This is a genomic window from Staphylococcus durrellii (assembly GCF_015594545.1).
In the GTDB taxonomy this organism is placed as follows: Bacteria; Bacillota; Bacilli; order Staphylococcales; family Staphylococcaceae; genus Staphylococcus; species Staphylococcus durrellii.
In genome coordinates, this window is record NZ_JADIIO010000001.1 from 2,317,669 (window position 1) to 2,343,853 (window position 26,185).

23 protein-coding genes and 1 pseudogene are annotated in these 26,185 nt (G+C 31.7%); 1 reads left to right on the forward strand and 23 read right to left on the reverse strand.

Annotated elements, in window-relative coordinates; translation table 11 throughout:
* Nucleotides 1-22: 22 nt before the first annotated feature.
* The 13 genes from ISP02_RS11225 to ISP02_RS11285 form a co-directional block, all read right to left on the reverse strand.
* Complete coding sequence (locus ISP02_RS11225) at nucleotides 23-901, reverse strand: NAD-dependent epimerase/dehydratase family protein (protein ID WP_195721624.1); 879 nt, start codon at nucleotides 899-901, stop codon at nucleotides 23-25.
* Complete coding sequence (locus tag ISP02_RS11230; protein WP_195721625.1) at nucleotides 901-1,458, reverse strand: sugar transferase; 558 nt, start codon at nucleotides 1,456-1,458, stop codon at nucleotides 901-903. The genes ISP02_RS11225 and ISP02_RS11230 overlap by 1 nt, the downstream gene beginning before the upstream one ends.
* The gene (locus ISP02_RS11235; protein WP_195721626.1) at nucleotides 1,459-2,673 is read right to left on the reverse strand and encodes a glycosyltransferase family 4 protein; all 1,215 of its coding nucleotides are present in this window, start codon (nucleotides 2,671-2,673) and stop codon (nucleotides 1,459-1,461) included.
* Nucleotides 2,674-2,677: 4 nt separating this feature from the next.
* Nucleotides 2,678-3,877, reverse strand: coding sequence for a polysaccharide biosynthesis protein (locus ISP02_RS11240; RefSeq protein ID WP_195721627.1), 1,200 nt, complete (start codon nucleotides 3,875-3,877; stop codon nucleotides 2,678-2,680).
* Nucleotides 3,878-3,952: 75 nt separating this feature from the next.
* The gene (locus ISP02_RS11245; protein ID WP_195721628.1) at nucleotides 3,953-5,212 is read right to left on the reverse strand and encodes an O-antigen polymerase; all 1,260 of its coding nucleotides are present in this window, start codon (nucleotides 5,210-5,212) and stop codon (nucleotides 3,953-3,955) included.
* 85 nt (nucleotides 5,213-5,297) lie between these two features.
* The gene (locus ISP02_RS11250) at nucleotides 5,298-6,407 is read right to left on the reverse strand and encodes a glycosyltransferase (RefSeq protein WP_195721629.1); all 1,110 of its coding nucleotides are present in this window, start codon (nucleotides 6,405-6,407) and stop codon (nucleotides 5,298-5,300) included.
* Between the two features lie 72 nt (nucleotides 6,408-6,479).
* On the reverse strand, nucleotides 6,480-7,604 hold the full coding sequence (wecB, locus tag ISP02_RS11255) for a non-hydrolyzing UDP-N-acetylglucosamine 2-epimerase (RefSeq protein ID WP_195721630.1): 1,125 nt from the start codon (nucleotides 7,602-7,604) through the stop codon (nucleotides 6,480-6,482).
* Nucleotides 7,605-7,607: 3 nt separating this feature from the next.
* Nucleotides 7,608-8,717, reverse strand: coding sequence for a capsular polysaccharide biosynthesis protein CapF (locus tag ISP02_RS11260; protein ID WP_195721631.1), 1,110 nt, complete (start codon nucleotides 8,715-8,717; stop codon nucleotides 7,608-7,610).
* Between the two features lie 12 nt (nucleotides 8,718-8,729).
* On the reverse strand, nucleotides 8,730-9,758 hold the full coding sequence (locus tag ISP02_RS11265; protein WP_195721632.1) for a nucleoside-diphosphate sugar epimerase/dehydratase: 1,029 nt from the start codon (nucleotides 9,756-9,758) through the stop codon (nucleotides 8,730-8,732).
* Nucleotides 9,751-11,571 carry a polysaccharide biosynthesis protein gene (locus tag ISP02_RS11270; RefSeq protein WP_195721633.1) on the reverse strand — a complete coding sequence of 607 codons (1,821 nt, stop codon included), beginning with the start codon at nucleotides 11,569-11,571 and terminating at the stop codon, nucleotides 9,751-9,753. The genes ISP02_RS11265 and ISP02_RS11270 overlap by 8 nt, the downstream gene beginning before the upstream one ends.
* Before the next feature lie 24 nt (nucleotides 11,572-11,595).
* Nucleotides 11,596-12,363: a tyrosine-protein phosphatase gene (locus tag ISP02_RS11275; protein ID WP_195721634.1), complete on the reverse strand. Its 768-nt coding sequence runs from the start codon at nucleotides 12,361-12,363 to the stop codon at nucleotides 11,596-11,598.
* The gene (locus ISP02_RS11280; protein WP_195721635.1) at nucleotides 12,364-13,047 is read right to left on the reverse strand and encodes a polysaccharide biosynthesis tyrosine autokinase; all 684 of its coding nucleotides are present in this window, start codon (nucleotides 13,045-13,047) and stop codon (nucleotides 12,364-12,366) included. It abuts the gene before it with no gap.
* Nucleotides 13,048-13,062: 15 nt separating this feature from the next.
* A complete protein-coding gene (locus ISP02_RS11285; RefSeq protein ID WP_195721636.1) occupies nucleotides 13,063-13,722 on the reverse strand; it encodes a Wzz/FepE/Etk N-terminal domain-containing protein in 660 nt (219 codons plus the stop codon).
* A 329-nt stretch (nucleotides 13,723-14,051) separates the two neighbouring features.
* On the opposite strand from ISP02_RS11285, the pseudogene ISP02_RS13140 reads away from it, so the two are divergent.
* Nucleotides 14,052-16,030, forward strand: a pseudogene (locus ISP02_RS13140) (type I restriction endonuclease subunit R); the annotation flags it as partial.
* A gap of 267 nt (nucleotides 16,031-16,297) precedes the next feature.
* Here the strand turns inward: ISP02_RS13140 and ISP02_RS11300 are convergent.
* The 10 genes from ISP02_RS11300 to ISP02_RS11345 form a co-directional block, all read right to left on the reverse strand.
* Nucleotides 16,298-16,801 carry a DUF1643 domain-containing protein gene (locus ISP02_RS11300; protein ID WP_195721639.1) on the reverse strand — a complete coding sequence of 168 codons (504 nt, stop codon included), beginning with the start codon at nucleotides 16,799-16,801 and terminating at the stop codon, nucleotides 16,298-16,300.
* Between the two features lie 13 nt (nucleotides 16,802-16,814).
* Nucleotides 16,815-17,132 (reverse strand): DUF960 family protein, encoded by a 318-nt coding sequence (locus tag ISP02_RS11305; protein WP_195721640.1) that lies wholly within the window; start codon nucleotides 17,130-17,132, stop codon nucleotides 16,815-16,817.
* Between the two features lie 76 nt (nucleotides 17,133-17,208).
* Nucleotides 17,209-17,568, reverse strand: coding sequence for an SAUGI family uracil-DNA glycosylase inhibitor (locus tag ISP02_RS11310; protein ID WP_195721641.1), 360 nt, complete (start codon nucleotides 17,566-17,568; stop codon nucleotides 17,209-17,211).
* Between the two features lie 128 nt (nucleotides 17,569-17,696).
* Nucleotides 17,697-19,343: a recombinase family protein gene (locus ISP02_RS11315; protein WP_195721642.1), complete on the reverse strand. Its 1,647-nt coding sequence runs from the start codon at nucleotides 19,341-19,343 to the stop codon at nucleotides 17,697-17,699.
* 38 nt (nucleotides 19,344-19,381) lie between these two features.
* Entirely contained in the window at nucleotides 19,382-19,687 is a 306-nt protein-coding gene (locus ISP02_RS11320; protein ID WP_195721643.1) for a hypothetical protein, read from the reverse strand.
* Entirely contained in the window at nucleotides 19,681-21,057 is a 1,377-nt protein-coding gene (locus ISP02_RS11325; RefSeq protein ID WP_195721644.1) for a recombinase family protein, read from the reverse strand. Before ISP02_RS11325 ends, ISP02_RS11320 begins: the two co-directional genes overlap by 7 nt.
* A 171-nt stretch (nucleotides 21,058-21,228) precedes the next feature.
* Nucleotides 21,229-22,860, reverse strand: a complete 1,632-nt coding sequence (locus ISP02_RS11330; protein WP_195721645.1) for a DNA primase family protein — start codon at nucleotides 22,858-22,860, stop codon at nucleotides 21,229-21,231.
* Nucleotides 22,853-23,326 (reverse strand): hypothetical protein, encoded by a 474-nt coding sequence (locus ISP02_RS11335; protein WP_195721646.1) that lies wholly within the window; start codon nucleotides 23,324-23,326, stop codon nucleotides 22,853-22,855. Before ISP02_RS11335 ends, ISP02_RS11330 begins: the two co-directional genes overlap by 8 nt.
* 2 nt (nucleotides 23,327-23,328) lie before the next feature.
* Nucleotides 23,329-24,456, reverse strand: coding sequence for a DNA polymerase (locus tag ISP02_RS11340; RefSeq protein ID WP_195721647.1), 1,128 nt, complete (start codon nucleotides 24,454-24,456; stop codon nucleotides 23,329-23,331).
* Between the two features lie 204 nt (nucleotides 24,457-24,660).
* Nucleotides 24,661-26,148, reverse strand: coding sequence for a hypothetical protein (locus ISP02_RS11345; protein ID WP_195721648.1), 1,488 nt, complete (start codon nucleotides 26,146-26,148; stop codon nucleotides 24,661-24,663).
* Nucleotides 26,149-26,185: the final 37 nt, after the last annotated feature.

Sequence of the window (26,185 nt, forward strand, 5' to 3'; positions counted from 1 at the left end):
AATGTTTATTTTAAAATGATGATTACTTTTGATTTTTATAATCCATAATCTCTTCCATCACCGAAGCGAAACGTTGTTGTGAAATTTCTAAGCTAGTAGTATTCATGTCCATTTGCGAATTATATGTTAAGTTGCCGAATAATTTTTTAAATAACGACAGCCTATTGAGTATTGGATAAACGAAGCTTGGAACCTTGATAACCATCGTTTTCTTATGTAATTGTTTCCTGATTTCATGCATGACCTTTGTCGTTTCAAAATAATAATCATCTTGAGGATGAAACGTACCGCGAGCTTGTTTATTAATCATTTGTTCAATAAAGTCATTAAAGTGTTCTATATAAAGCGCACTGCGTTGATTCTCAATATAAGGCAGAATCGGCAGCTTTTTCGCTACCTTGCAAAGCTTTTTGAAATTGCCAGGGCACTTTGAACCATAAATCATTGGTGGTCTGACAACCGCCACTTTGAATGCTTCTGTCTCCATTTCCATAAGTTTTTCTTCCGCGATTAATTTCGATAGGCCATAATCCGTTGTTGGTTTCATCGGTGATTGTTTATTAATGATGTCTGGTTTGCCGACTTGTCCTTCTTTACCATATACGGACATGGTACTCATAAAGATAAAATGCGGTACACCCTCTTGTTTTGCTTTCTCCGCAAGAAGTAACGTCTTCTTCATATTAATGTGTAAATAATCCGATAAACGCGCACTAGGTTCATTATTATGCACTAATGCGGCAGCATGAATGATGACATCATAATTTTCAAGGTTATATTCCATCCATGCATTATTTCTCATACTGATACGTTCGACATCATGAAATTCCCCAGTTATTTTATTTGTCAAGTTGTTACTGATATAACCACTCGTACCCGTTATTAAAATTCGTTTTTTCATTAATGATGCACATCCTCTGACGTGACAATTTTTTTAACTGTTTCATAAATAATATACATATCTAACAAGAAAGATTGATTGTTTAAATAATAACGATCATATGCCACCTTTTGATCGTCAGTAATATTATCTCTTCCCATTACTTGGGCAAGTCCTGTTAGACCTGGTCTAATTGTATGGATGTTAGCTTTAGTACGTTTATCAATTAATGAATATTGGTTATATAGTGCAGGCCTTGGTCCAACCACTGACATTTCTCCACGCAGAACATTCACTAATTGAGGCAATTCATCTATAGAGGTTCTACGAATAAAATCACCTGTTTTCGTGATATAGTCAGTAGAATCCATTAAATCTGTTGCTACATTAGGTGTATCAAGTTTCATTGATCTGAATTTATAAATATTAAATAGGCGATTGTTCAAAGTAGGACGTTTCTGCCTGAAAATTACTGGCCCTGGAGATTCTACTTTAATCAATATCGTCGTGATTAAAAACACAGGACTTAATGCTATTAATCCACCTACCGAAATTAAAATATCAAATAATCTTTTCATCTATTTCCCCTCTTTAAGTAACTCATAATATTTATTCACATTTCTATTTCTTGTGTATTCATCTAGAAAAAGAGTATATGCATTTTCACCCATTGATTGTAGTTCTTTAGCTGTGTGTGAATTGATGAAATCATAAATAGTTTGCGCATCCCCATTTTCAACTTGTATACCCGCATTATATTGTAAGACATGCTGCACAATATCCGCGGATTTATCCATAATCAGGATAAGCGATTTCTTTGCAGCTAAATACCCATAATTCTTACTTGGCACCCCTAAACCCATAGCTTCTTTAATGAGTGATGCAAAGCATACATCAGCTATTTTTAAGACATCCGAGTAGTCGGTACCTGTTAAAAAATCATAGATTTTCACATTTGATATGTCGTATTGTTGAATTGCTTGATGTACTTTTTGAAATTTCTTCCCATGGCCACAGAGTATCGTTAAAGTATCCATTTGATTCTTATTCATTTTCAGAAAATCGATGATTGTATCCATATCTTGAAGTTGTCCCATATTTCCGCTATACAACAAAATTTTGTCGTATTTTTGCCGACAATCTTTGAAGGTCTCATTGTAAATATGGTCTTCAGCAAGATTAACAGTATCGTACCAATTCGGAATGACATGGATGTTATCTGGTCGCTTTGAAATTTGATGTTTAATCAAATAGTCCTTCATTTCTGTACCTAAAACAATGACATTGTCCGCATCTTGATAAACACGCTTATTAATATAACGCATTAATTTATCAATCATACTCCCTGGTCTTGTTGCACCTGTTTTTATGGCATTATCCGGCGCAATATCATAAACAACAAATGAAAACCGTTTCTTTAATACGCGATGTAAGATATCTGGTATTAAAGGTAAGATAGGTGGATTGGAGTAAACGAGTATATGATCATATTTCAACATTCTCGGAATACTTAAACCAAATTTTAAGAATAAACTAAAGAAGTTGATAATCCTGCCTATCTTACTCTTATTATTAAATCTCGAGTAACTTAAACGCCTGATTGAAATACCCTTATACTGTTCTGTGTTCTTAATATATTCTGCATTTGTATATTCATATGGCCAGCCACAAAGGACATCTACGTCTAATCCTTTAGCTGTTAAATCTTCTGCAAGTTGTGTAGGTAATGTAGCAGATGAAACGTATTCTGGATAGAAATATTGGCATAGAATTAAAATTTTTCTTTTTTTCATTTAATCATTCCCTTACATTAACCTTAATTGTTTTAAGACCAATCACATTTAAAGCAATGTACTTAATCACATTTGCTATCAATGTTGCCCAAAAGAACCCCTCTAGACCAAAAGCTGTTGTCACCATGATAGTAACTACGATATATGCAACTGTATGTAAAGTAATAAAATTGGCTTGTCTCGTTATAGAGGAATGCTTCGTATTTAATGTTTGAATCATGATACTTATAGCGTTGAAAAGCACACCTAAATTACCTATAATTATAAATTTTGAATAAGAAGCTGTATCAATGTGATAAAACAGTAAAACAACGAATATCGTTAATGGATAACAGATAATCATAACGAGAATGACAGAAATAAAACTGTAAATATTCGTAGTTAAATATTGTTTCTTGATGTTATTGCTTTCATATATTGAAATATAAGATAAAATCACATTATTAATCGGATATAAGAATGTTGCCAACATTTTACCGATAAAAGTCGCTAAAAATGAAATTGTTACAGCTGTTCCGCCGATAATAGGTAATAAAATTAAACGATCCAAATATAAATTCAGATTATTGAGCCCGTTAGTACTAAACAACATCACATAGTCTTTAAGTATGTTCTTTTTAGGTTCGCTTTCTGAACCTTTTGTTAAATGACGCAATAAAAACAACGTATATACCACCGCAAATAACTCACTAATGATAAACACAACTAACCATTGATTAATGAATTTAAAAACACCTAAACCGAGCATCATGCTTATGATTTGAACAATCGCAATCCACAAAATCTGATTATATTTCAGTGTCATTCTAAAGAATGCATTTAGGTAGATTCTTAAGCACATTAAAATATTAAGTATGATTAACCAAAATAATTCTCCGATGCTACTATGAAAGGCGAATTCAAAAATCAGTATCAATATGAAACTTTCTAAGACTAAAGACATTACAAGTATAGATAGAAATTTTTTGTAATAAAACTCAGGAGCGAAGTGCTTCACATTAATCAACCGAATATTATTCAATGTATTTCCTAATACAACACTTGCAATAGTTAAAATGGTATATACCGTAAGGATTTCACCAAAAACTTGATTTCCTACGATGTGATTGATAAAAGGATATACAATTAACTGTAAACTAAATGCGATTAATAATGTACTAGACATAGTTTTCATCGTATCTGCTAAAAAATTCTTTTTACTCATTGCTGGGCTTCCTTTTTAGTAATCTATTTATACTTTGCTTGCTTAAATTAAAAATGAATGTCACAAATTTCAACTCTATATTTTAATCCTGTAATAACTTAATTTTATAAAAATTATTAATGGTAAAAAGAGATAAAAAGCTTCTTGAATATTAGTAGCTGTATCCCCTCTTATTGATCCCATAATCATTTGTGTAGCAATAATTACAATCATAACCAGCTTTACACTTTTTAAGCCATCTTTTGTTTTCCTAAGATGTAAACAATAAGAATCCGCTAACCCACACGCAATACCGAAAATAACAGATGCTACTATTACACCTATAATACCTAAATAAGCATAAGATTCTCCTACAAACCCTGGAGGAATAGACATTCCTTGCTTAAATGGAAGATGCATTTGTTCAATGAGTGCCTCTGACAATGGTTGTGGTTTACTTTCCCAGATAAACCTTGGAATTAATGAGAAAATCGGCTTAAACAATGTTAATATACTAACTCTTGTATCTGTTGATAAAATAATGGCTGCAAACGAATAGGAATAATTAACATCAGTGCCGTATGCTAGATAATTTACGTAATTAGTAAAATTACCTGTTAAGATTTCAAAGAAGTTTGCTACTCCTGATTTAATCCCTAAAGTTCTAATACTCATCATCATCGGCAGAATAATTCCTATGGTAAATATACCAATCAACGATACTAAGAACACATTGGGGGCTCTCCCTTTTTTAAATATCATTAAAATAAATATTGCAATCAATGGATAAATTAATATTCTTCTGCCAAATACCAATATCGCAACTATTAACAAGACAACTAGTGAAATCATTATATATCGAATTCTTTGAGAATTATTTTCCGAAAGATATATTCTTAATAAAGAAATATATAACAATCCGAATAGAACCGATGCACTAAATATTTTCATTAATGGATGATGATCCAATGACCCAACAGTTCCAGAACTAACAACCCCCACTCCAGTCATTAAAACTACCAATATAGTTAATAATGCATATACATTAAATATTTTTGAGGTGTTTTTAATGGACAATATATCTAGCTTTTTCTCTTTGAATTTAAATTTAAAAACATGAAATATAATGTTTGCTAATAGGAAGCTAATTAAGGCTATAAAATAATATAGATTCAACTTCTCATAACCACTATAATCCATTAAAACTCCATACTTAAAAGGGTTGTTTATTATTACAGGAAGCAAGAAACTAATCGAAAAAGCCATAACCCAAAATAAACTTATATATCTAAAATCTACTCTATAAAGAAAATAGGCATATGTTAAAGCAATAATAGCGAAGAGAAAAATTAACAATTATATCACTCCTTTACATTTATAATATTTTCCATAAACAAACTTTCTTGAAAGGGCGTGGAACAATTTAGCTAATCTCTTCAATTTATTGCAAGTATAATTCTTTTAACTTTTTACTTTCGTTTTCCCAATTAAGTATTTTAGCAGTTTCAATGGCATTATGACGTAATCTGTTATACAACTCTGGATTCATTTTAAGTTTTCTTACCGCATCAGCTATATCTTTAGGTGTAACTTCATCAATCACGATTCCAAAATCATACTTATCATTAAGATAGTAATGTTCTTTAACAGGAGATAAAATCACAGGTAACCCTGCATGTAAATTCTCGAATATTTTATTAGAAATAGTATATTCAAAGTTAATTGAAATGGGTTTTGTTAAAACTACTCCAATGTCACTTTCAGTCAACTTCTCTACCAACTCTTTCACTTCTACTGGTTTGTCTAATTTTACATTAGCCTCATTCGCTGTCACAAATTCCCTGAGACTTTCTTCTAAAGGACCAAACCCTCTTACTATAAATAGAGGATCATTTTTTTTGAATTCCATTGAGGCTTTGACAAATTCTTCATAACCTCTGTCTGCAACTATTTGTCCTTGGTAAACTATTTCATTGACACTAGTTTTTTCAGAATATTTTCTTTCAATAGTAGAGATTGGCGCATTTGTAACTACATATGCAGACTTTTTATATCCTTTATCAGCATAATACTTTTTAGCAGCATGACTAACTGTTACAAAAGAAGTTGCTCTAGTTTTAATAATATGTTTTTCTAATGTTTCTACAATTTTAGAAATCGGAGCAAATTTATTAATAAAGGCATTTTTCGCATAAATCTCATGTGCATCAAAAATAATGTTCGCTTTTTTATAACCACTTAAATAAACCATGAACAGTACATCAAAATCATTGGCATGAATGACATCAGGTTGATAATCTTTAATTTCTTTAATGACACCTTTAGCAAATTTAATTCGTTTCACTAACTTGCCAAATATTGATGACGTGTCTTTTTTTGAACCTAATAATAGAAAGTTAAAGTTTGTCGATCTTTTTCTTTCTTCAGTAGCTTTAGAATTATTCATACCGACAATTTTATAATCGTCTGTGATGCTTTTAATTGTCTCAATTTGTTTTAAAACTCTAGGATCTTGTACAATATTACTCGATACAATGTCTAATATTCTCATTTTTTACTTCCTTGTTTATCTTATATTAAAATTATTAAATTGATTAATTAGTGCTCGTCTTTCAAGTTTGGATTATTTCTTCCAAGTATTTCGATTAATAATGTCTTTATAGCTTTGAATGATTTTAACCACTTTAATTGATACATTTGTGTCTTTGTAATCAATAGCATTAATTAGTGGCTCATTATTATTTTGCATTTCACGTGCTAATTCAACAGATTGAATTAAGTTGCCATAAGCAATACCACCAATAATAACTGTACCCTTATCAAGTACTTCTGGTCGTTCAGTTGATGTTCTGATAAGTACTCCTGGGAACTTCAGAATTGATGATTCTTCTGATAATGTACCGCTGTCTGATAGCACCACAAATGCATTTTTTTGTAATGCATTATAGTCAATGAAACCGAAAGGTTTTAATTGTTTAACTAGTGGGTGGAATTTAAATTTTTTTTCTTCGATACTTTTCCAGCTTCTTGGATGTGTCGAATAGATAACTGGGATTTGATAATTTTCCGCAATATCATTAATCGCATTCATTAAGGATATAAAGTTCTTTTCATTATCAATGTTTTCTTCGCGATGTGCAGAAACCACAATATATTTTTGAGGTTCTAAATCAAGCTGTTTTAAAATGTCACTATTTTCGATTTTGTCTTGATATGTGTCTAAAACTTCTTTCATCGGGGAGCCTGTAACGAAAATATTTTCTTTCTTGAAGCCTTCGTCTAACAGATACCTTCTACTGTGCTCTGTATACGGTAAATTCACATCACTGACATGGTCAACAATTTTTCTATTGATTTCTTCTGGCACGTTTTGATCAAAACATCTGTTTCCGGCTTCCATATGGAATACAGGAATTTTTAATCGTTTTGCAGAAACTGCCGCAAGACAGCTATTTGTATCCCCTAAAATCAATAATGCATCGGGTTGTTCTTTAGTTAAAATTTCATATGATTCAGCAATAATATTTCCCATCGTTTCGCCAAGGTTGTTGCCAACAACTTCTAAATAGTGATCTGGTTCTCTTAAATTTAAATTTTCGAAGAAGACTTGGTTTAAGTTATAATCATAATTTTGACCTGTATGCACCAAGATATGGTTAAAATACTTATCGCACGCTTTTATCGTTGAAGACAATCGGATGATTTCAGGTCGTGTACCGATAATTGTCATTAATTTTAATTTTCCCATTAGTTAAACCTCCTCAAAGTAAGTATCAGCATTATTTGGATCAAACATTTCGTTTACCCACATGATTGTGACCATATCTGTAACGCCTAAGTTTTCTATGTTGTGAGTATAACCGACAGGAATATCGACAACTTCTAACTTGTCTTCTGAGACGTGGTATTCAATCACCTCGTCTTCACCTATTTTTCTAAAACGAATCACACCTTTACCAGAAACAACTAAAAATTTTTCGTTTTTAGTGTGATGCCAATGTTCACCCTTCAAGACGCCAGGTTTAGAAACATTCACCGATACTTGCCCGCGGTCTGGTGATTTAATGAATTCTGTGAATGAACCTCTATGGTCTTCATGTGTGATTAACGGATAACTGAATGCATCTTTAGGTAGATAGCTTAAATATGTACTATATAAGTCTTTTTCAAATAAGTCGTCTAACTTCGGCAACTTTCTATCTTCTCTTGTTTTTTTGAATTTATAAAGCAAGTCTACAATTTCACCTAACGATACTTTAAATGCATTAGGTACTGTGGGTGTACCATTTTCAAGGTTAGGTTGTCCTTCGATGGCATTTTTAAATTCTTTAATCACATCATCAATATAGTTCAGTGACAATATAACATTTCTGTCGTTCACTTGAATTTCTTCATCATGTGCAATTTTGTGGCAAAATGTGGCAATGACTGAATTATAATTCGGTTTGCACCACTTGCCAAATAAATTCAGTAAACGATAAATATATACATCGTTGCCATTTTCCTTTGAAAATTGGCGCAACATTGCTTCCCCTTCTCGTTTACTTTCACCGTATGGATTATTCTTTTCAGCTTGAATAGAAGATGAAAAAAGAACTGTTGGTTTTTTAGAATTTCGTTTCAATATTTCTAGTACTTGACTAAAAAAATCCACATTGCCTTCTTTAAATTTTGCATCATCTTTGGGGCGGTTTACACCTGCTAAATGTACGACAAAGTCAGATTCTAACAATGCTTGTTCCATTTCTCTAGTGCTTGTTTGACGATTGATTTCATAAATGACATAGTTCGTCATAGACCTCATATCTTCTTTCAAGTTCTTTCCAACAAAACCATTTGATCCAGTGATCACAATGTTCACAGAAAACCCCTCCTATCCAATTGAATTTTTATAGTGGCTTAATTCATTTTTAACATAGTCTAATTCGAGCAATTTTTCTTTAATTTCTTCGACTGTTAAAATATGAGTATTATTTGAGTTGTATTCATATGATTTGGTAATTTTCTCACTGCCTTCTTCCACGTAATTACTGTAATTCAAGTCTCTTGAATCTGCTGAGACTCTGAAATAATCACCCATATCTTCGCTCTGTGAGTATTCTTCTCTTGTAAGCAGTGTCTCCGCTTGCTTTTCACCATGACGTGTGCCGATAATCTCAATATTATTATCTGCTTCAAATAACTCTAGTAATGCTTTGGCTAATTCACCTACGGTTGATGCTGGTGATTTTTGAACCATAATGTCACCTGTTTCTGCATATTTAAATGCATGTAAAACAAGCTCTACAGCATCTTCTAAACTCATTAAGAATCGTGTCATGTCAGGATCTGTAAGCGTCAGTGGCTGCCCATTTTTAATTTTATCAATAAATAATGGAATAACAGAACCGCGAGATGCCATAACATTACCGTATCGAGTTCCACAAATTAATGTTTGGTCACTTTCAATATTTCTTGATTTCGCGACAAAAACTTTTTCCATCATTGCTTTTGAAATACCCATCGCATTTATGGGGTAAGCAGCTTTATCGGTAGATAAGCAAACCACTTTTTTTACGTTTTGATGAATGGCGCTTTGTAATACATTTTCAGTACCTAAAATGTTTGTTTTAACCGCTTCAATCGGAAAGAATTCGCATGACGGTACTTGCTTTAATGCGGCCGCATGAAAAACATAATCTACGTCGCGCATCGCTGTTTCTACACTGTGTGCATCTCTTACATCACCAATATAGAATTTCAATTTAGGATTGTTAAATTTTTTTCTGATGTCATCTTGCTTCTTTTCATCTCTTGAAAATATTCTGATTTCCTTGATGTTAGAGCATAAAAATCGTTTCATCACTGCATTTCCAAAGGATCCAGTTCCTCCAGTAATCAACAAGGTTTTATTATCAAACATGATCATTTCCCCTTTTTCCATTTGCGTAAGCTATAATTTTTTCTTTGCTGAAGCTCATTTTCAATTCTTCAACGATATCTGTTATCTCTGCTTTTGAAATCTGTTTTACTTTACCTCGATAAATCTTTTCGTAGACTTGTTCTGGATGTATTTCATCTTTGTTCAATAATTCTTCGTACATTTTTTCGCCCTCACGTATACCACTGAAATGAATTTTTATATCATTTTCAGTTTTGCCGCTTAATCGGATTAAATTACGTGCTAAATCAACAATTTTCACCGGTTCTCCCATATCAAGCACAAACACTTCGCCGCCATCTGCTAGAGCTCCCGCTTGCAGTACGAGCCGTGATGCTTCTGGAATTGTCATAAAATAGCGAGTCATATCTGGATGTGTCACTGTAACTGGACCACCAGCTTCGATTTGCTTTTTGAATAACGGAATCACCGATCCTCTCGAACCAAGTACATTTCCGAATCTAACAGCCACAAATGTCGTTTTACAATTTGGCTCATTCAAGCCTTGAACAACCATTTCAGCAATACGTTTAGAAGCGCCCATTACATTAGGGGGATTTACAGCTTTATCAGTCGAAACCATGACGAATTTACTTACGCCCGCTTTCTTAGCTGCTTCTGCTGTATTTCTTGTTCCTATCACATTATTGCGGAAAGCTTCTTTAGGGTTGAATTCCATTAAAGGAACATGTTTATGTGCTGCAGCATGATACACTGCATAAGGATGATATTCCTCCATTACTTGGTCTAGATGTCCTTTCGTTCGGATATCCGCAATCACTGGAGTGATTTTTATTTTATCTTTATACAATTCCGTTAATTCTTGATTTATTAAATAGATACTATTTTCACCATGTCCTAATAAAATTAAGTGTTCTGGTTCAAAATTACAAACTTGTCTACAAATTTCAGACCCGATAGAGCCGCCTGCTCCTGTGACTAAAATCGTCTTATGCGTCAACTCTCTTGAAATCATTGCCAAATCTAGTTCAACTGGATCGCGGCCAAGTAAATCTTCAACTTCTACACGCTTCAGCTGATTAACTTCCAACTCACCCGCCAAGACCTGCTCAATGTTTGGCATTTTGAAAATTTCTACGTCTGTTGTATTGCAGATGTTATTAATTTCTTTGAGTCTTTCACCTGTTAAAGTCGGAATTGCAATAATGATTCTGCTTATTTTAAACTTTTTAACCAATTGCGGAATATCCTTAATTTTACCTTGCACTTTCACACTTCTGGCAATTGTTAAACTTTGCTTCTTCGGATCATCGTCCACAGCTAATACTGGTTCTAATTTCATATCCGGACTTTTTAACATCTGTGTAATAATTAGGGAACCGCCTCTCCCCGCACCTACAATTAGCGTAGGCTTCTTCTTGATAGATTTACCATTCAAAAGATTTCTAGCAACTCTCCATGAAATTCTAGATCCCCCAATTAAAATCAGATGCATCATCCATGTAATAAAGTACAATCTTAAAAATGGTGAATGTCCAGTAAATAATGGTACAAAAAGTACCGTAGTGACAATTGAACATGTTACAGATTCCACAATCAATGACAGTTCATTAATACTTGCATATTCCCATGCACGATGATAAAGATTAAATATATATGCAAAAACATGATGGGATATTAATAATACAATCGCTGAAACAAACAATATATTTAAGGAATATCCCTTAAAATATGGTTCCAGTATTTGATAACAAACAAATACTGAAAAGAAAACGATCAATGAATCAATTAAAATTAATATCATGAGCCGTTGGCTAACTCTTAACTTGCTCACATTACATTCCCCACATTCTACTCACTAAAAAATCCCTAATATTTTTTTCTTTTTATAATCTTTTATTGGTTGTCTCTTTTTGATGTTTTGGTTTTGAATTATTGATTTTGAATTCTCTAACATTTCTTCAATATCTTCAGTATATTTTTTTGCATCTTTCTGATATAATAGGCGTTTAAGATAGAATGGCCTATTTTCCGTATTGTGTGCATCAGAAGCGACAAAATGGACCAGGTTATTCTCAATCATCTGTATCGAGACTTTTCTAATATATTTGCCAAATTCACCTGCTAATGAAGAAGCAGTAAGTTGGCTTAAAGCACCACCATTAATCAAGTCGTATAGCCTATCTAAGTTTTGTGCAATCTCTTTATTTCTTTCCGGATGCACAATAATCGGTACAAAGCCTTTATTTTGAATTTCATAAATCAGGTTTTGCGTAAAGCGCGGAACTCTATTTGTCGGTAATTCTATTAAGATATACTTTGATCGGTTAATACCTTCTATTTCTCCGCTATCCAGTTGATTCAAGATTTGATCACTGAGACGCACTTCTTGACCAGCATAGATTTCAATACCCAATTGCTGGACTTCCTCCATCTCTTTAAGATCTTGTATTTTCTCTTTAACAACGGCTATTTCATTATTGTAACAACGGTGTAAGTGATGAGGTGTCGCTACAATACCTGTAATCCCCTCATCTTTTGCTTGCCTCAATAAATTGAGCATTTCTTCCTTACTTTTTGGGCCATCATCTACGTTAATTAAAATATGATTATGTACATCAAACATTTATTCATTTTCTCCATAGTAGTAATAACTTGCTGATTTTTCATGAGGCGTTTTATTTAAGACTGCACCTAAAATCTTACCACCTGTTTTTTCTAATAATGCTTTTGCTTTACGTACTTCTTTCTTATTGTTATTTTCTACATCAATGACCATTAATGCATGATTAATGTACTTTAAATAAACTTGCGCATCGGTCACGGTATTCACAGGTGGGGTATCGACAATAATAAAATCATATTCATTTAATAATGTTTGATAAATTTGATAAAACTCGTCTGAGTCAATTAATTCTGACGGATTCGGTGGAATTGGACCAGATGGTAATAAGTCCAAATTCTCAATCTCAGTTGAATAAATTGCTTTCTCAAAGTTGCTATGGCTGATAATTAAACTTGATAATCCGTGATAGTTTGGAGTATCGAACAAATAATTTTGCGTTGGTTTACGCATATCACCATCAATTACTAAAGTCCGGTAACCTGCTTGTGCATAACTAATTGCGACATTTGCTGTAATGAAGCTTTTACCGACTGTTGGGCTTTCCGCTGTAATTATAAAACTTCTGATTTCACCCCTCGCACTTGCAAACATAATATTCGATCTAATTCCTCTGAATTTTTCACTGATGACTGAACGTGGTTTTTCATGTACTAGTAAAGGAAATTTCATTCTATTTCTACTCATATTCTTTATTCTCCTTTATTTAATTTTTTGAATGGAACCAAGTACTGGCAATCCAAGTTCTTCTTCAACATCTGATTCTGTACGAATATGCTGGTCAAGCAATTCTCTGATGAGCACAATTGCTAATGCTACTAAGAAACCTAATATTAATGCGATTAAAATGTTAGGTACAATGTTTGGAGATACTTTCTTAGCTGTGCCATTTGCAGTTGATAGGATTGATACGTTATCGATATCCATAATATCCGGCATATTTTTATCTACTGTCTTTGCAAATAAATTGGCAATTTTTTCTGAATCTTTTTTGCTGGTAGATGTCACTATGATGTTTAAGACTTGAGAATCAGATTCGTTTGTAATTTTCAACATTTTTCCTAGTTCTCCTGCACCAAACTCTTTGTTTTCTTTCGCAACTTCTTCTCTTATTCTTGGGCTCTTGATGATTTCCTTATATGTATTGACTAATTGAATGTTGCTCTGTACTTCTTGTGCCATGTAGTCCTTATTTGATTCCTTCTGGTTAATAAGCACTTGTGTTGAAGCTTCGTACTTAGGTGTCATCAGAAATGAGATTAAAAGACTGATTAAAATAAAAACAATCGGAATGATAATAAGCAATTTCCATTGTTTCTTCAAAGAATTTAAAATTTTCGTTAAATCTAGTGTTTTTTCCATTGCTTCCTCCAAATTTCTAAATAGTTTATGTCTTACCTTAATTACATATCGAAGAAACTAAAAAAATAATATAACCCACATTAAAGTTCATATTATCGCCTTTTTATATTATTATTTTAAATAATTTCCAGCCCTATATAATTATATTAATCAATTTCTCAAAACATTTCTACTACTATTTAAAAAAAATAATTTTAATTATTAATTTATTATTTACATATATAATACTTATATGTAATTGAGTAAATGTATAATTTTATTTCTTAATTAATAAGTTGCTTCTTTTTTTATGTGGTTTCAATATTTCTAATACTTCATTAGCTCTAGATTCAACAATGCAAAAATTTGAACCTGAAGATGGAAAAGTTACAATGGATGCATTAACAGAACGAAAGAATGTTGTTGTTATTGCTGATGAGGCCCACCGCACACAGTATGGCTTTAGTGCAAAATATGAGGAAAAAGGTGAACGTGTTAAATATGGGTATGCAAAGTATTTAAGAGATGCTTTACCTAATGCTTCATTTGTTGGATTCACTGGCACGCCTGTATCATCTACAGATAAAAATACACAAATGGTGTTTGGGAATTATATTGATGTATATGATATGACACAAGCAGTTGAAGATGGTAGTACCGTTAAGATTTATTATGAAAGTCGTGTTATTCCTTTAAATTTACCTAACGATTTAGATATTGATGAAGCTTATGATGATATCACTACAGGTCAGGAAGACGATATAAAATCCCGATTAAAATCTAAATGGTCACGTATCGAAGCATTGTCTGGTGCGAAACAACGTATTCATGCCTTAGCTACGGATATTATTCATCATTTTGAAACAAGACAAAAAGCGATGACGGGTAAAGGCATGATTGTCACAATGAGCCGACGTATTGCAGTTGATTTATATGATGAAATCGTAAGACTTAAACCTGAATGGCATTCAGATGACGATGACAAAGGTGTTATCAAAGTAGTGAGGACAGGGTCATCTAGTGACCCTCAAAATTTCCAAAGACATATTGGTCCAAAAAAGAGAAGAAATTTATTAGAAAATCGCATGAAAGATGTTAATGATGAATTACAACTTGTAATTGTAAGAGACATGTGGTTAACAGGGTTTGATGTGCCGTCTATGCATACGATGTATATTGATAAACCTATGCAATGCCATAATTTAATGCAAGCCATTGCACGTGTAAACCGTGTGTTTAAAGATAAACCAGGTGGTTTAATCGTTGATTATGTAGGTATAGCAGAGAGTCTAAAAGAAGCTTTAAAGGCATACACAGAATCTGATAAAGAACAAACAGGAATAGATACAGATAAAGCTGTAGAAATCATGTTGATGAAGTATAATGTTATTCAAGATATGTTATATAATCTGGATTATTCTAATTTTGAATCTGAGAAACAATCAGAACGGTATAATGTTCTCGCACATACGATGGATTACATCATTGGATTGGGCGAAGAAGAAAGACAAAGATTTGTGAAAACAGTTACTGAACTCAGTAAAGCATTTGCATTATGTGCAACTGAAGAAGCAGCTCAAGAATTAAATAGTGAAATAGCATTTTTAAAAGCTGTCAAAGCAGGTATTGTTAAATTATTAGCACCTCCAAGTGAAAATAATCAACAAAAAAAATCGCCAGCTGAAATTGAAGCTGAAATTAATCAATTGATATCTAAATCTGTTGTAACAGAAGATGTGATTGATATATACCAAACACTTGGCCTAGAAAACCCTGATATCTCCATACTATCTGATGATTTCTTAAAAGATGTCGAAGGTTTACAACAAAAAAATGTTGCAGTGGAATTATTGAATAAGCTGCTTAAAGAACAAGTGAAGTCACTTATGAAAACAGACACAACAATGTCTAAACAATTTTCTGAGATGTTAAGTAAGTCTATTCAAAAATATAATAATCGTTCGATTGAAGCTTCTAAAGTGATTGAAGAATTAATCCAAATGGCGAAAGAAATTAATCAAGAACAACAACGCGGTCAAGATTTAGGATTAAGTAAAGAAGAAATTGCTTTTTATGATGCTTTAGCTTCACATGAAACTGCAAAAAAGAAGTCATGGGAGATAAAGAATTAAGAGCAATTGCGCATGAATTAACGAAAACAGTGAAAGCCAACATGAGTGTGGATTGGTCAAAACGAGATAGTGCTAAAGCGAAAATGCGCGTTCAAGTAAGACGACTCATTAAAAAATATGGTTATCCACCGGACCTCCAAAAAATGGCTGTGGAACAAGTTGTAGAGCAAGCTGAACTTATGGCTAGTAATCAATAAAAAATAATTTAATAGAGCATCCTTCACTTAGTGGTGAGGGATGCTCTATTTTTTAATGGAAGTTATCTTGCAAAGTTTCATTTTTATAAATATCAAATAATAATTACTTAAAAATCACTATAAATTTTATTAAGAACTTCTCATCTCCTATCGGTGTAAAATGATATATTAATTCTTTTACGTTTGAAATATCAATTTGTGATGTTAAACAATTGGCTACTGTATGTTAATCAGATGCTATTTGTTTCTGGTTTATAACATGCTCCTTTATTTTACTGTCCATTTCTGACGCGCCTTAGGATTAAGTGGATGCATGATTTCATTTGTTTCTGGATTAATGAGTTTCTTAACTTTCTTTTTATGTGATTTTAACATTTCCATTACTTGATCTACACGCTTTTCTACACCTGGACGTTTAGCATATGCTCCGTACGCTAGAATAACTTTTTCACTTTCAGATACAGCTTTCATAAGATGAATATCTGTGTGCTTATCATACGGCTCTTTAATATGTTTTAGATTTTTAGGTGTTTTAATGTTTGAAAATAAATTAACGAGATAAACTGAGCCATACTCATTCTCATATGATAATTGGTTGAGAATTAATATAGTCGTTAAATCAAGTGACAATATTCCATCTAAATGGGGATACATAGTTATAACTGTACAAGTTGGCAACTTTCTATCCCATGTTTTTTTAAGTAAATAACGGTGTTGTTCATTCTCACTGAAAATCGCTTCAGTTTCTATAGTGCTTGTAATTGCATTCATACGATTCCTCCTTTTAGTATTCTTCAGGTAAAAGCATGACATAGTAAAAAGCATCTACATCATCCTCACGAATGACATAGACTTTATTAGGTAATGCTTTTTCATTATTTTTATAGTTTATATAGTGAGTCTCTAATTTAAAAGATGGTTTTTCTTGCTCATGAATGATATCAAGTGCTATGTCATCTTGTTTGAGTCGAAAAATGTGAAGATAGTCTGTCTCTTTTGTACAATGATGGTCTCTTAAATTAACCATATCCCAAATTAAAATTTGGATTTCAAGAGGTATAGATTCATTAATTCCACGTGTAATATATCTATTAATTTCCATTTATTTTCCTCCACTTTGTGTATCTTTCATCATAGTTATAACTTCGTTAATAATAGTTACTGATAATTGTGCGACTCTAATCCAAAGATTCATAATTTTGACCTCCTTGATTAAGTAAGTGACGTTCATCAATAATTGTAGTTTTGGTATCCGTAAGATATAGAAAGTCCATATCAAAATGATCCAAGTAGCCTATACTGATGAGATGATTTTTGTAGTACATTAAAAATGGATAGATACTAAGCTCATTTAATTCATCATTGTAATAGGTATAAGTCTCAAGAATAAGACTTTCTAGGGGTGAATCACTAACAAAATGACTGGGTAATACATTATCAGCTATTTCATCAATAGATTCACATTCCCATGGTTCTTTGTTAGAGAGTTGGAACAAATTAGAAATGTATACTTTAAGCTCTTGAGCTACATTTGTCATAATAAAACCTCCTAATAATTGTAGATGTAACAAGGATTACATCATTGATATAATATATACTTGAATTAGAATTTATTACGTTAGTGAATAGTGACAAAAGTGACGACAGTGATATAGATTGGAATGGTTTATATACTAAGCTCTAGGAAAAATGTTTCAAAAGGGATTTCAGATAAAAAAGAAGACGAACAATCAATTAATTGTTCGTCTGGATTAATATTATTTAGTAAAGTGTCTACGATTTCTTGATTGAACTTAAAAGTAATATAAAAGCGTTTTTTGTTGTTCTTATCAGCTTTAACATAAATATGTTCAATCACTAGATGATAAATTGCTTTTAATGAGGATTTATTAGCGCTTTTTAAATTCTTAAATAAAATATCAAAAATATCCATAACTGTATCCGCATCTATTCTAGGATGCTCTTTGATTTTATCACTTTCTAAGCGTTTAATACTTGTTTCTAGTTCATTAATTTGTTGGCTATAATTAAGTAAAGTTGGTTTGATTGATTCAGTGATACTTCCATCACTTTCTATGACTTTAATTAAATTATCATATCTAGATCTTAAATCTTCAATTTGAAACTGTTTATTGGCGATTTCATGTTTAATCTTGGCAGCGTCAGGTGTCCTTTTATGATTAACAGCTTCTACAATATTATTAATTAAATCAGGTTTACGAATTAAATTTTTAATATTTTGAAATACATAGTTTTCTATGTAATCAGCACGAATATTAGGCGCATTTTTGCAATTGTCACTTTTTTGCTTACGTGTCCTACAAATATAATAACGAAAATGTCGTTTACTTCCATCTTGAAGTGTATTTATGGTATTCGAAATGACATAGTTTGCGTGACATTTTTTACATTTCAGTAAGCCAGTCAAGAGATTATCTGTTTTATTATTACCACGTTTACGACTTTTTCTTGCTTTAAGTTGCGTTTGGACTTTATCCCATATCTTTTTAGAAATAATGGCTTCATGTTCACCTTCAGTAACAATAGGTTCCTTATTATATCCTTTACGACCTTTTTTCTTCCAGTCAACATATTGATTATAAACGACCAAACCGAGGTATACTTGGTTTTCAAGAATATAAGATACAGAATCCTTAGAATGAGGCTTGCCTAACTTCGTTACTTCATGCCTGTCGTTGAGTACATTTGCTATTGCAGTAAAGCTCATACCTTGACTGTACATTTGATAAATATCTTTAACAACACGACTTTCGTGCTGGTTAACAATTAAGTGGCCATCAATTCGATCATAACCATAAGGAGTCTGACCGCCTACAGATTTACCTTCACTTGCTTTATTTGAAGCACCAATACGAATATTATCTCTCAGTATTGTTCTCTCATATTCACCTAGCGAACCCATGATATTTAACATTAATTTATTCATATCAGTATCAATACCGAGGTGTTCACTTACAGAGTAAAATGAGGTATTATTTTTTTCACATTCTTCAATAATCTGAAGTATATCTTTCATACTTCTCCCGAGACGAGTAAGCTTCCAGACAACTATTTTATCTAGCTTATTGTCTTTTAAATCTTTAAGCATTTGTTGTAAACCAGGTCTATTTTTCATTTCTGCCCCACTAATACCATTGTCGATATAAGGCGGTAGCATTTCATAGTCATTTACCTTGCAATACTTCTCAATTTCAGCTAGCTGGGCTGAAACAGAATAATTATCAACTTGTTTAAGTGAGCTAACCCTAACATACGGTGCTACTCTAATGGTAGTTGTAGTTACGTTCATCATATCAAATCCTTATTTAGTCATTTTTTAATTAACTGTATTTAAGCGCCTATCATTTCAAGATAAGGTAATATTTCAATATGCGAATAATAATCAAGACTGGATTGTTCCAAACCTGGATAATCAGAAACATACCCCCATAAAATAACAGGTACATTAGGAACGATGTCATTTTCGATATCATCATTTAATTCTTCTAATTCAGTATAAGTTTTAATGACTTTCATATTTAGTCGAATACAATCATCTTTGAGTGTATCAATTTTTTCAAAAGGCAATAATGCTCTTTCGTCACTTTCGTTTTCATATGCTAGTATAAGTATTTCTCTTGGTTTTCTATTTAACATTTTTTATCATCCTTTACTTTTAATAAATTAAGTGGAGAATCTTTAAGAAACACACCAGTTATTTCTTTATCTTGATTCACTGTTACTTGAGTTATCATGTCAGATAACTGATCTATATATAACGTGTAATTATTTAAAATATTGTGGGTAATTCGATCAAGTTGAGCGGTAGAAGTAATTAGATTATGGCTATTCATTTTACGTTGCCATGTTTCAATCTTATTGAGTTTATCTTTATATTCTTCGATGCTGATTTGTTGTTTAGACAATTGGTTAATGATTTGGTCTTGATTATATTTAGGTTGACTTCTTTTGATTTTCAAAGCCAATTTAGAATGAATAACACTTTCTAAACGTTGAAGCAGTTGTCGATTAATCACATTGTCTTCAATAATGCTTATGACACATTCATCCATCTTTGAAGCTACAAAGTATCCCATATTGCATTTTTTGTATCCCAATCTTTCATTCAAAGGACAAACATAATAGGTAATAGGATGTGTCATATGCTTTCGATTCATACGGATTGGGGTCATTGTGGCACCACAAGTACAGCGAATTTTCTTTCGTAATAAGACGATAGGATGGTGGTACGTTAACGTTTTTTTAGAAGCTCGTATTGTTTCGGCCTTACGAAATAAGCTTTCTTCGATTATAGGATCGAATTGACCTTTATATTCTCCAAAATGGTTACGTATTAGTCCAGCATACTTTTCATTAGTAATAATCCGTTTTACTTGTTTAGGTGTGCGATAGTATAGTGATGATTGGAATGCTAACGCTTGAGATATCTTTTTGTAACCCCAACCTTGATTAACATATGAGTTAAAAATAAATTGAATCGTTGCCACTTTTGATTGATCGATATGAAATGATTTATCCATATAGATATAACCAAAGGGGGCATTCGTACCTAATAGTTTATTATTACTTGCTTTAAGTGCATTAGCTGAACGAACATTTTCTGCAATAATTTTACTTTCAGTTTCTCCTAAAATGGCTAAGCAACGAATTTTAAATGCTTGTGTTTTATCTGATAAATCAAACCGACCATCACTTAGAGAAGTGATGAGAACATGGTGTTCTTCGCAAAGTGCTTGTAGCTCCATAAAATCTTTGAAATTTCGATTTAACCGATTAACTCGAAATACGATTATATGTTGGCACTCACCTTTACGTATTATATCAAGCATAGATTGATATCCAGTACGTGTTGTTGAACGTCCACTTTTCACATCACTAATAAACTTAACATCTTGAATTTTATGATTATCTGTGTATTTCTTAATCGCATTAATTTGAGAATGAACTGAATTCTCTGTCTCCTTTTTATCCACCGACTGACGTGCATAACCGATAGTAATACTCATCTCTAGTCACTCCTTTCTATGATGATAATATAAATTTAAAATTGAATTTAATGAGCTCTAACTCCCATATTAAGAGTTAGAGCAATGATATTATTCTGATTGATTATCGAGATAATCGATGATCAAATCTGACAATACTTCTACTAATTCATCCAATTCATATCACCTATCTTACTTAATTATTTTCACGTCACTGCTGTCACTATCATCACTTTTAAATTTAATACCTTTGACAACTGTATCGCCAGAGGACTTCGTTTTTTTATATTCTAAGCCTAATTTTTGCGTTTCAATTTTAAATTCACGCCAAAATGAAACGGGAGATAGTAAGTGCACAACATTATAGTTTTTCAATTCTGACCACGATTTGAAAGCGTCCATTAAACTCTTACCTGTTATATTCGTATTACTAGGATTAGGTTTTAAGCAATGAGTAATAAAATCAGCCATTGGAGAAACATCATTGAAGTACTTTTGCTTAATAGCAGCCATATTATTAGATATTGTAAAATTGTACTTGTTTTTATCTAAACGAATTAAGCCATTTATAGCCCAATTGAGTATACCTGGTAATTCTTGGTTAAGTTGTTGAGACAAATATTTATTCTGTAATCTTTTAGGAATGGCTTTAATCATAGGCAGTATAATGAGCCTTCTTTGTAAACCATGACTTTTATCTTTGATGATAGGTAATTCATTCATTAAAAACGTTAATTTCACAGGTATGTTTGTTTCAATTTCTTTTAAGTTTTTACGGTTAACCGTTATCTTTTCTCCAGCAGTGATGGCTTTTAATTTGTCGGTACTGAATTCGCTCTTGGATGACTCAGTTGCGAGATTAAATTTTTTACTTAACAAAGGCTCTAGACCGAAATCTTTATTAAAGTTACTTAAAGGAATGGCCGTTGTATTAGCTACACCAACAAGTTGTTCCAATAAACCAAACAATGTTGATTTTCCTTCACCACCTTTGCTATATACAATTAAGAAAGCATTTGCCTTAAACGAATTAGAGAGTACATAGCCAAACCATTCTTGAACAAAGGCAATATCATCATTATCATCAAACCATTGATGTAAAGCGTTTTTGAAAATAGGTGCTTGAGCATTAACATCATATTTTACAGAAGACTTAATTGTTGAAAGATGCGATGGAGATGTATGCTCTAGATGAAATGTATTATAATTGAAAGCGCAATTTCCTAATGTAAGTGCAATTTTATTGAATTCATCGGAATAATAAACATTAATACGTCGCTTAATTTGATCGAGTAAGGCAGTTTCAAGATTCTTTGACCAACTTGTTCCGAGAGTATAGCAAAGCTCATAAATAAATCGCTGCAAAGGCAGATCAGTGATTTCCCACACACCACTATCATAGTTATAGATTCTTAACTCATTAGGTGTGTCAAAGGTACAGATAATGTTAAAGCAAGCATCAATGAATTTTGCTGTAATACCTTTTCTGATACGTGTTTCACCTTTTTCTGTTTCATGGGTCAGTGCTTCTTTTAATACATTTTGAATATCTTGATAAAAATCATCGCTTTTTTGTGCCAGTGCTGTCTTTGAAATCGATGCTACATTGTTATTTGCGTTTATGCGACACATGTAAAATGTCTTGTTCAAGTTATGTCGTAGTATCCACTCTTGATCTTGACTATTAATGTTTAATAAAGGATGTAGAGGAGAAGACGCAGTAGTAGCGTCATCCAATTTTTTAATTAAATTGATTTTATCTGGTTGTTGCTTGATAAAAGGTTTAACGATGCTTAAATTTTCAGTTGATTTTACGTTAATCAATATAGTCATCCTCCTTCTTTGGTGCAGCCCATGGTGGATTAAAAGAATTCACTTGGGGCGTTTGTTGATTGTGAATATGTTCTTGAATTATTTGATTGCTTTGATCTTGTGGTATAGTAAATTGCCATTGATTTAGACCACTATATCCGTTTTTGTTAATATAGTAGTTTGCTGTGCCAGTTAAGTTTTTTAAATCAATAGTGTCAAATTCAGGTTTTCTTATAGCATCAGCTACTGACTTTATAAATTGCCCGTATATTGAGTCGGCATTTGTATCAACAAAGATAAGATGAGAAGGTAAATTTTTAGAATTATGATTACTATCTTTTATAGTTACATCTAGCTTAATAACATTAGCTTCTCCATTAGATGTTGGGATAACATCATCTAAGGCTTTATTGATTTCCACAGATACGGGACCTACTTCTACTTCATTCGATAAATTACTTATATTGTGTTTAGACATAATTAACATACTCCTTTTAATTGATTAAATTTTAAAATGTTATTCAACGGGAAACCGTTGTGATAATGATTGATTGTTTTTTCAAAATTTTGTTGCAAAAGCTTTTTCCAATTTGAATTACTTGGGTCTACTTCAATCCATAGCTCATCGTGAATGACATGAACGATATCTAAATCAAGTTTGTGTGCTTCTAACATGAGTAATTTGATTGTCGTTGCTACTGATGATTGAAGTGCGAAGTTACGTTTGGTACTTCCTTTCATATCGACAAGTGGCATGACACTTCCAAAGAAGGTTTGCACTTCATTTTGACTTGAGCATAAGGTCAAATAACAAATTGCTTGTGGCATCTGTAGCTCTAATTGCTTCAATACGTGTTTTAAGTCTATAGAAGTAACGTGAAATCCTTTCTTCCTTAATTGTTCTATCAACGTGTTAGTACTTGCGCCATAAAGCCAAGCAAGTAAGAAAGTTTTACATGTATTACGCAGACATTCAGGTGATGCATTTCGATTGTATGAATTAATCAAGTTACCAATATAACTGTACATATCCTGACCAGTGCTAAAATGACCTAGTAAGAATGGATCATTAGCATAATATGCTAAAAATCGTAGTTCAGCTTGGTTAAAGTCTACAGACCACAATTCCTTGTATGGACTGTTTGAAATAACATACTTTCGCATAGACTTAGGTATAGAGGTTAATGGCATTTGACTTGCTGTCATTCTTCCACTATAGGAAGAAAAGAGTGTCCAATAACCATTAATTTTAAAATCAGACGTTGGCTTATTTGAAATTCTTTCAAGAGGAACTAGCCACTTTTTAATATGAGATAATTCTTTATCGACAATATTGTTACCTTGTCCTTTTTTCAAATTTAAGATAATAATTAATGAATTTAGTTCATCTGAAGTACCAAATAATCTATTTAGACGTCTTATTTCACTTTCCAACCAACTAGAACTTATAAACACCCCTTTATCTTCAATAGAAATAATCATGGGAGCAATTTGCCTTTCTAATAAGTACAAATTATTAAATACCGAAGAGGAATTCAAAAGTTTTTCTAAATTACTTTCAACTACCTTTGAAGAGATATTACTTGGGAGTAAACATAATTTGGTCATATTCAACTTCATTTTGCGACCTCCAATCTTTAGTTTTCAATGTTCATGTTTATCTACAATTAAGTAGATTTGGGTTAATTGGTGTTGCTTACTAATTAACTATCCACAGAATATAGTAATTAAGACAAAAAAATTAGACCCTTAACTATTCTCAAAGTTAAGGGTCTAGACACAGCGAACGTTGGTATAAAAGTCTTCTTGAGACTATTTGTTGTAAAAATCGTTTCTAAAATTATTTTTTTCTAATAGTCTTAAAATCTTTAGGAAAGAGTATGATGTTTCGCTATTTAGGTCAAGATTTAAAGACGGTAAGTTATTACTAGGTAAAGTTCCTATGCTATTAAAAGCTTTACTATTTGTTTTACCTAAGCCCTTACTCCAATTAGTAAAAACGTCTATTAGATCAATAGCTAAATCAAAAAGTCCAGTAGGATTATTTTGATTCAATATATAAAGATTATTAGAAATGAAATTCTCATAATCTCTAAATGTAGTCATTAAAAATTCATAATACGGTAAAGAATTTAAGTAAAATATTTCATAAATCAAGTATGTTATCTGGGAGGTTAAATGCTTATTTATGTTTTTATTATAATTGTAATAAGCTTTACCGTCTTTTAAAATCTTCAATTTGTTATAGAGATAATCACTGATGTCTTGTTTGAATTTTAAAATTGAATCATTAAATTCTGATTTTAATGGACTATCATCGTCGAAAGAATTAGCGTTTTTATAACCCTTTAGAATTTTATTTGTTTTTTTATTAGCAAAATATGACGTTAAAAAAGTTGCAAAATAATTATTAGAAAATGAAGTATTATTAGAGTTATTTAATCTGTATCTTTCTGTAAAGAATGCGATAGTTGTAATTATTATTAAATCTTTAAAAGTGTATTGACCTTTTGGTTGGTTTTTAGAAAATTTGTCAAAAAATTTACTTTTTTCTACATTATCATTAAATTGTAATGATGTAGTGGATTCTAATGTGTTAATAATATCTTTTCTAGTGAACTTTAAATTTAATTTATTAGTTTTATATCTTAAATAGCGTATCGCATTATCATGTGATGTAAATGAATTTTTTAGACTTTTAAACGTTTCAAAACTCGAAAGTCTAAAAACATTGCTATTCTGTTTTTCAAGTGAATGGTTAAGAACATTTTTTATACGATGAGAAACATCAGCCTGTGTCTCAAGTTGATTCAATTTATCATCAAAATCTTTAAATCGAAAGTTAATTGATGAATTGTAACTGAAAGTAATACGTATTTTCATATCTTTATATTCTTTGCTTTTCAAACTTATCATATTATCTTGATATAATTTATCTAAAAGAAAAGGATTTAAATTATTACCATGAAACACTGTATGCTTTAAACTTCTTTTAAATTCTTTAAATTGTTCATTAAAATTTGGCAAGTTGAGTTTAGAACTTAATATCAGTTCTAAACTATCTATAATTCTATTTAGTACAATAGATGTAGCTTCCTCAGCACTTAAATAATCTAATAATTCAGATAAATTATCTTTAAAAATTATTAGATTATCCTCTGCTTTGAAATAAGGATATTTCAATTTGGAATCGGATTTAATTTCTATTTTGTATTGGTCGTTCAACGATTTAAAAGTATTATTTATATTTTCAAATATACTAATATAAAATTTTAAACTACTATCATAAACTAATTCCAATATATTCACTCCTACTTAGTTGATTACAAGTTCGATA

Bases quoted from the DNA above. Each gene is read 5' to 3' on its own strand.
- ISP02_RS11225 (WP_195721624.1), bottom strand. From the start codon at position 901: ATGAAAAAACGAATTTTAATAACGGGTACGAGTGGTTATATCAGTAAC.
- ISP02_RS11230 (WP_195721625.1), bottom strand. From the start codon at position 1,458: ATGAAAAGATTATTTGATATTTTAATTTCGGTAGGTGGATTAATAGCA.
- ISP02_RS11235 (WP_195721626.1), bottom strand. From the start codon at position 2,673: ATGAAAAAAAGAAAAATTTTAATTCTATGCCAATATTTCTATCCAGAA.
- ISP02_RS11240 (WP_195721627.1), bottom strand. From the start codon at position 3,877: ATGAGTAAAAAGAATTTTTTAGCAGATACGATGAAAACTATGTCTAGT.
- ISP02_RS11250 (WP_195721629.1), bottom strand. From the start codon at position 6,407: ATGAGAATATTAGACATTGTATCGAGTAATATTGTACAAGATCCTAGA.
- wecB (WP_195721630.1), bottom strand. From the start codon at position 7,604: ATGGGAAAATTAAAATTAATGACAATTATCGGTACACGACCTGAAATC.
- ISP02_RS11265 (WP_195721632.1), bottom strand. From the start codon at position 9,758: ATGTTTGATAATAAAACCTTGTTGATTACTGGAGGAACTGGATCCTTT.
- ISP02_RS11275 (WP_195721634.1), bottom strand. From the start codon at position 12,363: ATGTTTGATGTACATAATCATATTTTAATTAACGTAGATGATGGCCCA.
- ISP02_RS11280 (WP_195721635.1), bottom strand. From the start codon at position 13,047: ATGAGTAGAAATAGAATGAAATTTCCTTTACTAGTACATGAAAAACCA.
- ISP02_RS11285 (WP_195721636.1), bottom strand. From the start codon at position 13,722: ATGGAAAAAACACTAGATTTAACGAAAATTTTAAATTCTTTGAAGAAA.
- ISP02_RS11300 (WP_195721639.1), bottom strand. From the start codon at position 16,801: ATGAATGCAATTACAAGCACTATAGAAACTGAAGCGATTTTCAGTGAG.
- ISP02_RS11305 (WP_195721640.1), bottom strand. From the start codon at position 17,132: ATGGAAATTAATAGATATATTACACGTGGAATTAATGAATCTATACCT.
- ISP02_RS11310 (WP_195721641.1), bottom strand. From the start codon at position 17,568: ATGACAAATGTAGCTCAAGAGCTTAAAGTATACATTTCTAATTTGTTC.
- ISP02_RS11315 (WP_195721642.1), bottom strand. From the start codon at position 19,343: ATGATGAACGTAACTACAACTACCATTAGAGTAGCACCGTATGTTAGG.
- ISP02_RS11320 (WP_195721643.1), bottom strand. From the start codon at position 19,687: ATGTTAAATAGAAAACCAAGAGAAATACTTATACTAGCATATGAAAAC.
- ISP02_RS11325 (WP_195721644.1), bottom strand. From the start codon at position 21,057: ATGAGTATTACTATCGGTTATGCACGTCAGTCGGTGGATAAAAAGGAG.
- ISP02_RS11335 (WP_195721646.1), bottom strand. From the start codon at position 23,326: ATGTCTAAACACAATATAAGTAATTTATCGAATGAAGTAGAAGTAGGT.
- ISP02_RS11340 (WP_195721647.1), bottom strand. From the start codon at position 24,456: ATGACCAAATTATGTTTACTCCCAAGTAATATCTCTTCAAAGGTAGTT.